The 11,834-nt window shown below is 72.9% G+C and carries 9 protein-coding genes, 3 tRNA genes and 1 pseudogene; 5 read left to right on the top strand and 8 right to left on the bottom strand.

What is annotated here, in order from left to right; translation table 11 throughout:
• From OO68_RS39170 to OO68_RS39190, 5 genes and pseudogenes are all read left to right on the top strand, one after another.
• Positions 1-809 (top strand): annotated as a pseudogene (locus OO68_RS39170) (DNA polymerase III subunit gamma and tau); the annotation flags it as partial.
• A 126-nt stretch (positions 810-935) separates the two neighbouring features.
• Positions 936-2,186, top strand: coding sequence for a phosphoribosylamine--glycine ligase (gene purD, locus OO68_RS39175; RefSeq protein ID WP_033314260.1), 1,251 nt, complete (start codon positions 936-938; stop codon positions 2,184-2,186).
• 394 nt (positions 2,187-2,580) lie between these two features.
• Positions 2,581-4,401 (top strand): M48 family metalloprotease, encoded by a 1,821-nt coding sequence (locus OO68_RS39180; protein WP_209442671.1) that lies wholly within the window; start codon positions 2,581-2,583, stop codon positions 4,399-4,401.
• A gap of 248 nt (positions 4,402-4,649) precedes the next feature.
• Complete coding sequence (locus OO68_RS39185; RefSeq protein WP_033314262.1) at positions 4,650-6,125, top strand: N,N-dimethylformamidase beta subunit family domain-containing protein; 1,476 nt, start codon at positions 4,650-4,652, stop codon at positions 6,123-6,125.
• 69 nt (positions 6,126-6,194) lie between these two features.
• Positions 6,195-7,094 carry a phosphoribosylaminoimidazolesuccinocarboxamide synthase gene (locus tag OO68_RS39190; protein ID WP_033314263.1) on the top strand — a complete coding sequence of 300 codons (900 nt, stop codon included), beginning with the start codon at positions 6,195-6,197 and terminating at the stop codon, positions 7,092-7,094.
• Positions 7,095-7,144: 50 nt separating this feature from the next.
• Here OO68_RS39190 and OO68_RS39195 read toward each other — a convergent pair.
• The 8 genes from OO68_RS39195 to OO68_RS39230 form a co-directional block, all read right to left on the bottom strand.
• Positions 7,145-7,220 (bottom strand) — tRNA-Gly (locus OO68_RS39195).
• A gap of 22 nt (positions 7,221-7,242) precedes the next feature.
• On the bottom strand, positions 7,243-7,845 hold the full coding sequence (locus tag OO68_RS39200) for a response regulator transcription factor (protein WP_033314309.1): 603 nt from the start codon (positions 7,843-7,845) through the stop codon (positions 7,243-7,245).
• A gap of 14 nt (positions 7,846-7,859) precedes the next feature.
• On the bottom strand, positions 7,860-9,143 hold the full coding sequence (locus tag OO68_RS39205; RefSeq protein WP_033314264.1) for a sensor histidine kinase: 1,284 nt from the start codon (positions 9,141-9,143) through the stop codon (positions 7,860-7,862).
• Between the two features lie 22 nt (positions 9,144-9,165).
• The gene (locus OO68_RS39210) at positions 9,166-9,969 is read right to left on the bottom strand and encodes an ABC transporter permease (RefSeq protein WP_033314265.1); all 804 of its coding nucleotides are present in this window, start codon (positions 9,967-9,969) and stop codon (positions 9,166-9,168) included.
• Entirely contained in the window at positions 9,966-10,937 is a 972-nt protein-coding gene (locus tag OO68_RS39215) for an ABC transporter ATP-binding protein (protein WP_033314266.1), read from the bottom strand. The genes OO68_RS39210 and OO68_RS39215 overlap by 4 nt, the downstream gene beginning before the upstream one ends.
• 131 nt (positions 10,938-11,068) lie before the next feature.
• Positions 11,069-11,141: transfer RNA gene (locus OO68_RS39220), tRNA-Gly, on the bottom strand.
• Between the two features lie 81 nt (positions 11,142-11,222).
• Positions 11,223-11,294: transfer RNA gene (locus OO68_RS39225), tRNA-Gly, on the bottom strand.
• Positions 11,295-11,429: 135 nt separating this feature from the next.
• A complete protein-coding gene (locus OO68_RS39230) occupies positions 11,430-11,747 on the bottom strand; it encodes a histone-like nucleoid-structuring protein Lsr2 (RefSeq protein WP_033314310.1) in 318 nt (105 codons plus the stop codon).
• Positions 11,748-11,834: the final 87 nt, after the last annotated feature.

Here is an 11,834-nt window from a genome sequence, read left to right on the forward strand (position 1 = left end):
GCGGCGGCCGTCGCCCCGGTGGCTGGCCCACGGCCGCCCCGGGCGCGCCCGCGCCGAACACCCCGTCGGCGCATACCCCGCCGACGAGCACCCCCGCCCCCGGCGCCCCTCCGGCGGCCCAGCCTCCGGCGACGTCGGCTCCCGCTCCCGCCCCCGCCTCCGCTCCCACCGGCGGTGGCCATCTCGACCCCCGTATGCTCTGGCCGAACATCCTGGACGCGGTCAAGAACCGCCGGCGCTTCACCTGGATCCTGCTCAGTCAGAACGCCCAGGTGGCCGGCTTCGACGGCACGACCCTCCAGCTCGGCTTCGTCAACGCCGGAGCCCGGGACAACTTCCTGAGCAGCGGCAGCGAGGACGTGCTGCGGCAGGCGCTGGGCGAGCAGTTCAACGTCCAGTGGAAGATCGAGGCGATCGTCGACCCCTCGGGCGGCTCCGCGCCCCCGGCGCCCGGCGGCGGCCCCTCCGGTTTCGGCGGCGGTGGCGGCTACAGCAGCGGCGGTGCCGGCGGCTACAACTCGGGCGGCGGCACGGCGACAGCCCAGCGCCCCGCCCCGTCCCAGCCGGCTCCCCCGGCCGGCCCCGCCCAGCAGTCGAGCGGCCCCGCTCCCGCCACCACCTCCACCCCGGCCCCCGCGCCGGCCGCGTCCGCCCCCCAGCCCTCCGCCCCCCAGCCGCGGCACGTCTCGGTCGAGGAGGACATCCCCGAGGACGACGATCCCGACCTCGACGAGTCGGCCCTCTCCGGCCAGGAGCTGATCGTGCGGGAGCTGGGAGCGACGGTGGTCGAGGAGTTCACGAACGAATAGCCGGGCTCGTGCGGCGACTTCCGTAGACGACGCCGCCGTCCTTGGAGGAACCTCCAGCTCAAGATCCCTCCTCGCCTCGGCGGCCCGCACAAAGGGAACCCGGTGCCTCCCGTTAGGCTGACCCCCGTGAAGGTCCTCGTCATCGGCAGCGGCGCCCGCGAACACGCCCTGTGCCACTCCCTGTCCCACGACCCCGACGTCACCGCGCTGCACTGCGCCCCCGGCAACGCCGGCATCGCCGAGGTCGCCGAGCTGCACCAGGTCGACGCCCTGGACGGCGCCGCCGTCACCGCGCTGGCCACCCGCCTCGGCGCGGAGCTGGTGGTCGTCGGCCCGGAGGCCCCGCTGGTCGCAGGTGTCGCCGACGCCGTGCGCGAGGCGGGTATCCCCGTCTTCGGCCCGTCCGGCCGGGCCGCGCAGCTGGAAGGCTCCAAGGCCTTCGCGAAGGACGTGATGGCGGCGGCCGAGGTGCCCACGGCCCGGTCGTACGTCTGCACCACACCGGAAGAGGCCGACACGGCCCTCGACGCTTTCGGGCCCCCCTACGTCGTCAAGGACGACGGGCTCGCCGCGGGCAAGGGCGTCGTCGTCACCGACGACCTCGAAGCGGCCCGGGCGCACGCCGCGGCCTGCGAGCGCGTGGTCATCGAGGAGTACCTCGACGGCCCCGAGGTCTCCCTGTTCGCCGTCACCGACGGTGAGACGGTCGTCCCGCTCCAGCCCGCCCAGGACTTCAAGCGCGCGCTGGACGGCGACGAGGGCCCCAACACCGGCGGCATGGGCGCGTACTCCCCGCTGCCGTGGGCCGACCCGAAGCTGGTCGACGAGGTGTTGCAGACCGTGCTGCAGCCCACCGTGGACGAGATGCAGCGGCGCGGCACACCGTTCTCCGGCCTGCTCTACGCCGGTCTCGCGATCACCTCCCGGGGTGTCCGTGTGATCGAGTTCAACGCCCGCTTCGGCGACCCCGAGACCCAGGTGGTCCTGGCCCGGCTCAAGACGCCGCTGGCCGGCCTGCTGATGGCCGCCGCCACCGGCAACCTCGCGCACCTGGAGCCGCTGCGCTGGAGCGACGACGCGGCCGTGACCGTCGTCGTCGCCTCGCACAACTACCCCGGCACCCCGCGCACCGGCGACCCCATCACCGGTCTCGACGAGGTCGCCGCGCAGGACGCCCCGCACGCGTACGTGCTGCACGCCGGGACCCGCCAGGAGGGGGACACCGTCGTCAGCGCCGGCGGCCGCGTCCTGTCCGTGACGGCCACCGGCAAGGACCTCACCGAGGCCCGCGACCGCGCCTACACGGCCGTCGGCCGCATCCGCCTCGACGGCTCCCAGCACCGCACGGACATCGCCGCGAAGGCGGCGGGCGCGTAACCGGCGCACGCGAGGCGGGGAAACCACCCCGCCGCCGATGAACCCCACAGGCCCCGGATCCGTCTCAGGATCCGGGGCCTGTCGTATGCGAGGGGCAGGGCCGCAAGCACGCGGGAGGCGGGGCCGCAAGCACGCGGGAGGCGGGGCCGGAATTATGCGAGAGGTGGGGGCCTGATGCTCGCTGTCCGTCATCCACCTCTCCCCAAAGCCATTCCATCGAGTGACCGATGCCCTATCCGGCTGACGGGGGCCGGAGCCCCAACTAGGGTGCGGCGCAAGCGTTCCGGCACTTGGCCCACCGGCATTGCGATGTCAGTGGCGGGTGCCACAGTGGGGGAGTGAGCAAGGGCAGCATCAGGTCAACGGGGAGGGGGTGAGGTCGGTAGTGACCGGAATGGGTGTGGAAGCAGGCGCGCAGGCCGCGCGGGCACGGGCACTGGCCGTGCTGCGCATCCGCAGCCGTGCCCTGGCCGTCGCCCTGCTGCCGGCCGCCGTCGCCGTGATCCTGCTCGCGGGCGCCGCCGGCGACCGCCTGGAGGGCCCTGTCTGGGACACGGCCCGCTGGGTGCTGACGCCGTTCGCGGTGCTCGTGCTGCTCGCCGCCGCCGGCATCGCCCTGGTCGTCGCCCGGGCCCGGCCCGCCATGAGCCCGACCGTCCCGGTCACCGAGGAGGCGGCGCCGGATCTGTACCGGATGGTGCGCGACCTCGCCGACCGCCTCGACGTCCCCGCGCCCTCGGCGATAGCGCTCACCCCGGACTGCGACAGCTGGCTGGAGGACCGTACGCACCCGGCCCACGGCCCGCCCCCGGCCGAGGAGCACCACGACATAGCGGGAGCGGGCAGGCAGGCGCACCGCCGGCACCCCGTCGCGCCGGTCCTCGTCATCGGCTCCCCGTTCCTGTGGTGGATGCGGGTGGGCGAGCTGCGCGCGGTCCTCGCCCCGGTCATCGCCGGTACGGGCCCCTCGGCCCACCCGGACATAGCCGCCGCCCGGCGCTTCGTGCGGGGTCTGGACGCCGCGGTGGCCGTGGCCTCGGCGCCCCGCCGCGAGCCGGTCTCGCGGGCGGTGCTCGCCGGGATGGGCTGGGTCGCCCGGCTGCTGCTGCGCAGCTGCCGCGTTCATGCCGCTGAGCTGGAGCGCGGTGTGGCCGCCGCCGCCGCGGAGCGTGCACAGGCTGTGGACTACGGGCTGCGGATCGTCGCCCAGGAGCAGGTGGGCCTGGCGTACGCGGGCTGGGACCGGCTGCTGACCCGGGTGGCGCTGCCCGCCTGGCGGATGGGCCGCTGGCCGTCCCGGCTGGACGCCGGTGTGGTCGCTGCGCTCACGGAGCTGTCCCGGCGTGACCGCCTGGCCGAGGGATTCGCGTCCCGGCTCGGCGAGCGGCCCGCCTGCGACCTGCTGGAGGAGCCGGGCACGGTCGACGAGGCCGCCTCCCTCCTCGCGGCCCGCCTCTTCCACGGCGGCCCCGCCGGGTCGGGGCCCGACTGGTCGCCGGTGGACTGGAGCGAGTACCCGGACGAGGTCGTCGACCGCAAGTGGCGCCTCGACGCGGCCCGCCTCCACCGCGTCCTGGACACCATGGGCGTCCGCCCCGCCCCCGGCCCCACCGCCCCCGCGACCGGCGCCCCCACCCTGTCCCGCGTCCTCGACCACCTGGCGGACCCGGGCACCGCACGGACGACCGGGAGCACCCCGGCCGGCAGCCCCGCAGGAGGCCCGGCCGTCTCCGGGCCGGACACCGCCCCCGCCCGAACCCCCGGCGCACCGGACCCCCTCGACGACGAGGACCTCTCCGGTACGACGGCCCCCAGCGCCACCCTCGCCGCCCGGCTCAGCGCCGAACTGGCCCGTGAGGAGGCCGCCCCCTCCCCGGCGGCCCCGTCGCCCGCCTCGACGTCGCCCGCCTCCGACGACGCGGCGCTCTGGGACGACCGGGCCCTGCCCCTCTTCCCCCTCCAGCCCCCGCGCACGGCCAGGGAACTGCTCGCCGACCACCTCACCGCGATGGTCTGCTGCGCCGCGATGGACACCGCCGGCGCGGCTCCCGGCCTGGACTGGCTGGACGGCCCGACCCTCCTGATCGACGGTGAGCGCACGGCCGATCTGGCCCCCAAGGTCCTCACCCTCATCGAGGACGGCGACGCCACGCCTCTGCGGGTCTGGCTCTCCCAGCTCGGCATACGCCCGGAGAAGCCCGTCCGCCTCGGCTGACCGCCGGAGCACCCCCTTCCGGTTCTGGCCAATTCGAAACGAACAGTGACGAAGCGCGCGCGTTATGTGATGTGCTGGGACCGTTCGCGTGCGGGGCAAGGGCTTGCGACATACGACAAGCACATAGGCACGACGGCATCACAGCCACCGCGGAACACCACAGCGCACCACAGAACACCGCACACACCACACCGGCACATGGCACACCGGCAGGCGCCACCACGGGGGCAAGGGGAGGGGAAGCAACCATGGGTTCGGAGCAGATCCGCCGCTGGGAGTCGGGAGCGCTGGCGCACGCCGTGACGGATCCCTTCGGGCAGGGCCCCGTCCCGTGGCTGCGCGGTCACGTGACGTACTTCGACGACTCGGGTCAGGTCGTCCCCTGGTACGTGGACCAGGACGCCCCCCACCCGTCCAAGAAGGGCAGCCGCTCGGGCGGCCCCCGCGCGGCCGACGACGTCCACCGTCAGATCAAGGGCTTCACCTCCACCGGAGCGGTCGCGCCCGGCGAGGCCATCGACTTCCACATCACCGTCGACCCGCCCCAGCAGTTCGCCGTCGACATCTACCGCATCGGTCACTACGGCGGTGACGGCGCCGCGAAGATCACCACGAGCCCGCGTCTGTCCGGCATCGTCCAGCCCGCGCCGCTCACCGCGGACCGCACGGTCTCGTGCCACCACTGGTGGCTGTCGTGGCGCCTCCAGGTCCCGTCGTACTGGAACGTCGGCGCGTACGTCGCCGTCCTGACCACCGCCGACGGCTACCGCTCGCACGTCCCCTTCACCGTCCGCCACGACCAGCCCGCCGACCTGCTGCTCGTGCTGCCCGACGTCACCTGGCAGGCCTACAACCTCTACCCCGAGGACGGCCGCACAGGCGCCAGCCTCTACCACGCCTGGGACGACAAGGGCCGGCTGCTCGGCGAGTCCGAGGCCGCCACGACGGTCTCCTTCGACCGTCCGTACGCGGGCGCCGGCCTCCCCCTCCACGTCGGTCACGCCTACGACTTCATCCGCTGGGCCGAGCGCTACGGCTACGACGTCGCCTACGCCGGCGCCACCGACCTGCACGCGGGCCGCGTCGACCCGGCCCGCTACCGGGGACTGGTCTTCCCGGGCCACGACGAGTACTGGTCGGCGGACATGCGCCGGACCGTCGAGCGCGCCCGCGACGCCGGCACCTCGCTGGTCTTCCTCTCCGCCAACTCCATGTACTGGCAGGTGGAGCTCGGTCCCTCCCCGTCCGGAGTCCCCGACCGGCTGCTGACCTGCCGCAAGCGCCGGGGGCCGGGCAAGCCGGTGCTGTGGCGGGAGATCGACCGGGCGGAGCAGCAGCTCCTGGGCATCCAGTACGCCGGGCCCGTCCCCGAGCCGCACCCGCTGATCGTGCGCAACGCCGGGCACTGGCTGTGGGAGGCGACCGGGGCGCATGAGGGCGACGAGATCGAGAACCTGGTGGCGGGCGAGGCGGACCGCTACTTCCCGCGCACCCCGCTCCCCGAGCACGAGGAGCGCATGCTGCTCGCTCACTCCCCGTACACCGACAAGGAGGGCGTCCTCCGCCACCAGGAGACGTCCCTGTACCGCGCGCCCTCCGGTGCCTGGGTCTTCGCAGCAGGAACGTTCGCCTGGTCCCCGGCCCTGGACCGCCCCGGTCACGTCGACCCGCGTGTCCAGCGCGCCACCGCCAACCTCCTGGACCGCATCTGCAAACGCGACTGACCCACTGTCCGCGATCAAGCCCGGGTACGGGAGAATCGAGCCACTTGGACAGAACCACGGGGAGGAACCGTGTCCGGATTCGTCGAAAAGCCCGAACCGATCCAGGTTCCGGGCCTGGTGCATCTGCACACCGGCAAGGTGCGCGAGCTGTACCGCAACGAGGCGGGCGACCTCGTGATGGTCGCCAGCGACCGCATGTCCGCCTATGACTGGGTGCTGCCGACCGAGATCCCCGACAAGGGCCGGATCCTCACCCAGCTCTCCCTGTGGTGGTTCGACCGGCTCGCCGACCTGGTCCCGAACCACGTCCTGAGCACGGAACTGCCCGCGGGCGCCCCCGCCGACTGGGCGGGTCGCACCCTGATCTGCAAGTCGCTGCAGATGGTCCCGGTCGAGTGCGTGGCCCGCGGCTACCTCACCGGCTCGGGCCTCGCCGAGTACAACGAGACCCGCACGGTCTGCGGTCTCGCCCTGCCGGAGGGCCTGACCGACGGCAGTGAACTGCCCGCCCCGATCTTCACCCCGGCCACCAAGGCCGCCGTCGGCGAGCACGACGAGAACGTCTCCTACGAGGAGGTCGCCCGCCAGGTCGGCGCGGACACCGCGGCCCGGCTGCGCCAGGCGACCCTCGCCGTCTACTCCCGGGGCCGGGACATCGCCCGCGAGCGGGGCATCATCCTGGCGGACACCAAGTTCGAATTCGGCTTCGAGGGTGACGACCTGGTCCTCGCGGACGAGGTCCTCACAGCGGACTCCTCCCGCTTCTGGCCGGCCGACCAGTGGCAGCCGGGCCGTGCGCAGCCGTCGTACGACAAGCAGTTCGTCCGGGACTGGCTGACCTCGCCGGAGTCCGGCTGGGACCGTAAGAGCGAGCAGCCGCCGCCGGCCCTGCCCCAGCAGGTCGTCGACGCGACCCGCGCCAAGTACGTGGAGGCGTACGAGCGCCTGACCGGTACGACCTGGGCGTGAGGAAGTAGCGCACGAAGAAGCCCCCCGGCCGGAGCCGGGGGGCTTCTCGATGGAGCGAACGACGAGGTTCGAACTCGCGACCTCAACCTTGGCAAGGTTGCGCTCTACCAACTGAGCTACGTTCGCATGCGCCGTGGCGCGAGAACCACTATACCCAACCTCGCTCCCGCGCGAGCCGCACGGCCGCATGCCGGTTCTCCGCCCCGAGCTTCGACACGGCCGACGACAGATAGTTCCGTACGGTCCCCTGCGACAGCGCGGCCCGCTCGGCGATCTCCGCGACGGGCGCCCCGTCGGCGGCCAGTTCCAGGACCTCGGCCTCCCGCGCGGTCAGCGGCGAGTCCCCGGCGGCGATCGCGTCGGCGGCCAACTCCGGGTCGACGTAGCGGTTCCCGGCGTGCACCGTCCGGATGAGCTCGGCGAGCCGCTGCGCGCTCACGGTCTTGGGCACGAACCCCCGCACCCCCGCCTCCAGCGCCCGCTTCAGATGCCCGGGCCGCCCGTGGCTGGTGACGATGAGGACCCGGCAGCCGGGCAGTTCGGCCCGCAGCGATGTGGCGACCTTCACACCGTCGGCCCCGGGCATCTGGAGGTCGAGCACGGCGACATCGGGCTTGTGCGCCCGGGCCATCGCCATCGCCTCGGGCCCGGTGGCCGCCTCGGCGACGACGACCAGGTCGTCCTCCAGCGACAGCAGAGCGGCGAGCGCCCCCCGGATGAGGTGCTCGTCGTCGGCGAGCAGCAGCCGGATGGGTTCCACGGTTATCACGAGGTGACCTCACTCACAGGCCGCGCCGCGATGACGGCGGGGGCGGCGCCGGGAGGGGCGGGCGGCGACGGCAGCGGGATCTCCGCCGTCAGCCGGAACAGCCCGCGCCCCGCCGGGCCGGCCTCCAGCGTCCCCTCGATCTCCGCCAGGCGTTCCCGCAGCCCGGCGAGCCCCGAACCGGACGGCCCGGCCCCGGGTTCCTTCCCTGCCTCGCTCACGCCGTCGTTCTCCACGGACAACACCACGCGCCCCTCCAGCACCCGCAACCGCACGTCGCACCGCCGTGCGTCCCCATGCCGCAGGACGTTCGTCGCGGCCTCCCGCACCACCCAGCCCAGGGCGGACTGCACCGCGGCCGGCAGCCCGGCCACCGGTGCCCCGCCGACCGTGCAGTCGATGCCGGCCGCCGCCAGCACCCCTTGCGCACCGGCGAGTTCCGAGGTGAGGTCGGCTTCCCGGTAGCCGCGCACGACCTCCCGCACCTCGCGCTGCGACTCCTGCGCGAGCCGCTGCACCTCGACCATCTGTGTCACGGCCTCCGGCCGCCCCCGCTGGGCCAGCTGCACGGCCAGCTCGCTCTTGAGGGCGATCACGGCCAGGTTGCGCCCCATGACGTCGTGCAGATCCCGCCCGAACCTCAGCCGCTCCTCGGCGACGGCGAGCCGGCTCCGGGTCTCGCGGGCCTCGTCGAGTTGGTAGACGGCATTCAGCAGCCAGATGGAGAAGACGGCGGTGAAGGCGATGAACATGCCGCCGATCAGCACGATCAGCGCCGTGAGAAGCGCCGTGAGCGCGGGGGCGCCGAGCGCGAACGCCACGGTCCAGGTGCCTGCCGCGAAGCCGCCCGCGATGGCGAACGCGCGCCGCCGGTCGCGGACGCCGAGCGCGATGATGCCGGGACCGAAGATCAGGATCACCCCGAAGACGCCCCCGGCGGCGGTGTCGACGTCCTCGCCCTTGGGCCCGTGCTCGGCGATGCCGATCGCGGCGACGGCGATCGCGGCGGTCACGGCGGCCAGGGTGCACAGCAGCCCGGTGGGCTGGGGCCTGCGGCCTCGTGTCCAGTCGATCGACCGGGAGACGGCCACGAAGCAGAGACCGGCGTGCACGGCCACCACCGCCATGACGGCACTGCCCAGCCGTGCCCCGAGCGGAGCCACGGACGTGAGCCCGACGGAGAAGAACTCCATCACCGCGAAGAGGTGGAACGACCCCCGCGTGTACGTCTCGACCTTCTCCGGCGTGCTCTTGTGCCGCCACCACCTGCCCGGCGTGCGCATCGGCCCGTCACTCCCCCTCCGGTCAGCGCCGCGGTTCCCAGCGGAACCACCGCCGTACAGCAAACACCGCGATGAGGATCCAGGCCATCGCCGTCGCGAGAGCGCCCAGCGCCTCGTACCCGGAGAGATTCCCGGCCCAGCCGCCGCGCACCAGCGTGACCACGGGCGTCAGCGGCAGCAGCTCGCACACGGAGGCCACCTTGTCCGGCAGCAGCTCCAGCGGTACGAACATGCCGGAGCCCATCATCGAGACCAGCAGCAGCGGCATGGGCGTGGCCTGGGCGCTCTCGCCCGTCCTGGTGAAACTCGCGGTGGCCGCGGCGAGGGCCGAGCACATCACGAGCCCCAACAGCAGGCCGAGCACGACCAGATGGGGCGCCGACGGGGCGGACAGGTCCAGCAGGGCGACGCAGCCCGCCGTCAGCAGCAGGCACTGCGCCAGCCCGGTGAGGACGGCCGGCAGCGCGGAGCCGGCCAGGATCTCGGCGTCTCGCAGCTCGCCGGTGCGCAGCCGCTTCAGGACGAGCTCCTCACGCCGGACGACGAACACGCCGACGAGCACCGAGTAGACGGCGAACAGCAGGGAGAAGCCGACCGCGGCGGGCAGCACCAGCGTGCCGGTGCTCAGCCCCGCCCCGGCGAGGTCCATCTCCTCCGCCGCCGACCGCACGCTGACCGGCATCACCAGCGGTACGAACAGCGCGGCGACGAGCGCGCCCCTGGTGCGCCCCAACAGGGTCAGTTCGGCGCGGGCGAGAGCGGTCATCCGGCTCAGCGGGGTCGTCGCGGCCGTGGCGGGCCGGAGCGTCGTCTGCGTGGCGCTCATGCCGCGTACTCCTTCGTCGTCATGCCGGTGGCCCGATCCGCCGGGACGTTCTTGGCGATCCCGAGGAACGCCTCCTCCAGGGAGGCCGAGCGCACGTCCAGGCGGCGCAGCTCCACCCCGGCCTGCGCAGCCCAGACCAGCAGCTCGGTGGCCGTCCGCTGCAGTTCGCGGGTGCGGAGCCGGACGATCCGGCCGTCGGTCTCGTGCCCGGCCACGCCCAGCTCGGGAAGCGGCGGGAGATCGCCGACGAAGTAGCCGTCGGGCAGTTCGAAGGAGATCCGCGACGGTTCCGCGGCGGTCACCTCGGCCGGTGTCCCGGTGGTGGCGATCCGGCCGTCGTGCATGATCGCGAGCCGGTCGGCGAGGTTCTCGGCCTCCTCCAGGTAGTGCGTGGTCAGCAGCACGGTCGTCCCGCCGTCGCGCAGTGCGCTCACCAACTCCCAGGTGGCCCGGCGGCCTTCGGCGTCCAGGCCGGTGGACGGTTCGTCGAGGAAGAGCACCTCGGGATCGCCGAGCAGGGCGAGGGCCAGGTCGAGGCGGCGCCGCTGGCCGCCGGACAGCTGCTTGACCCGGGTGCGGGCCTTCGTCTCCAGGCCGACCAGCGCCAGCACCTCCGAGGGGGGCCGGGCCCCGCTCACGCAGCCCGCCCACATCCGCGCCGTCTCCGCGACGGTGAGCTCGGAGGGGAAGCCGCCTTCCTGGAGCATCACGCCGGTGCGGGGCCGTACGGCGGCCCGTTCGGTGTACGGGTCGTGCCCGAGGATCCGTACCCGTCCGCCGGCCGGAGCGGCGAGTCCCTCCAGGAGTTCGACGGTGGAGGTCTTGCCCGCGCCGTTGGTGCCGAGCAGCGCGAAGATCTCCCCACGTCGGACGGAAAAACTGATTCCGCGTACCGCCTCGAACCCGCCCCCGTACACACGTCGCAGGTCAGTGACCTCAATCACGTGTTCGTGTCCGTTGGTTTCCATGCTTCAAGCGTCCCGGCCGGGCGGGCCCGGGAGCAGTGCGCGCTGTCATCTTTCGGCATGACAAATGTCAGGCGAACGCTCGCGTGCACGAAGAAGACCCCGGTCCTGATGGACCGGGGTCTTCTTTCCCGAGCGGACGACGAGGTTCGAACTCGCGACCTCAACCTTGGCAAGGTTGCGCTCTACCAACTGAGCTACGTCCGCATTTGCTCCCGATCAGCTTTCACCGACCGGTGCAGGCACCAGCCTACCTGATCCACAAGAGTGGTTGGTATGGCGATGCAGAGCGGGTGACAGGAATCGCACACTGCGCCTTCCCCCTGGAAGGGGGATGTTCTACTACTGAACTACACCCGCATGTTTCCGTGAGCTGGGCCTTTCGGCCTCGCCCCTCGGCGTGCTCCAGACTCTAGCTGATCAGCCCGGGTGCTGCGCAAGTCGGTTGCCGCGAGGGGCGGGTGGCCGGCCGTGGGGACGGGGCTCGACGGGCCGTCACTGCGCGGCGGTGAACGCCTCGTAGACCTTCTTGGGGATGCGCCCGCGCGCGGGGACCTCCATCTTGTTGGCCTGGGCCCAGGCGCGCACGGCCGAGGGGTCGGGGGCGACCTCCGTCTGCCGGTAGGCCTTGCCCGAGCGGGACCGCTTGCGGCCGGCCTCCACGTAGGGCGCGAGCGCCTGCCGCAGTTCTCCGGCGTTGACTTCGCTCAGGTCGATCTCGTACGACTTGCCGTCCAGTCCGAAGGCGATCGTTTCCGTCGCTTCCGAGCCGTCGATGTCGTCAAAGAGAGTGACCACGACCTTCTGCGCCACGAATATCGGTCCCTTCATGCGGCACTTTGCCAATTCATTTGTACAGTGCCTGGCAATACATTGTGAAGCCCGACTAAATCCTTCCGC

Source organism: Streptomyces iakyrus (assembly GCF_000717055.1).
In the GTDB taxonomy this organism is placed as follows: domain Bacteria; phylum Actinomycetota; class Actinomycetes; order Streptomycetales; family Streptomycetaceae; genus Streptomyces; species Streptomyces iakyrus.

Bases quoted from the DNA above. Each gene is read 5' to 3' on its own strand.
- OO68_RS39215 (WP_033314266.1), bottom strand. From the start codon at position 10,937: ATGGAAACCAACGGACACGAACACGTGATTGAGGTCACTGACCTGCGA.
- OO68_RS39205 (WP_033314264.1), bottom strand. From the start codon at position 9,143: ATGCGCACGCCGGGCAGGTGGTGGCGGCACAAGAGCACGCCGGAGAAG.
- OO68_RS39180 (WP_209442671.1), top strand. From the start codon at position 2,581: ATGGGTGTGGAAGCAGGCGCGCAGGCCGCGCGGGCACGGGCACTGGCC.
- OO68_RS39185 (WP_033314262.1), top strand. From the start codon at position 4,650: ATGGGTTCGGAGCAGATCCGCCGCTGGGAGTCGGGAGCGCTGGCGCAC.
- OO68_RS39210 (WP_033314265.1), bottom strand. From the start codon at position 9,969: ATGAGCGCCACGCAGACGACGCTCCGGCCCGCCACGGCCGCGACGACC.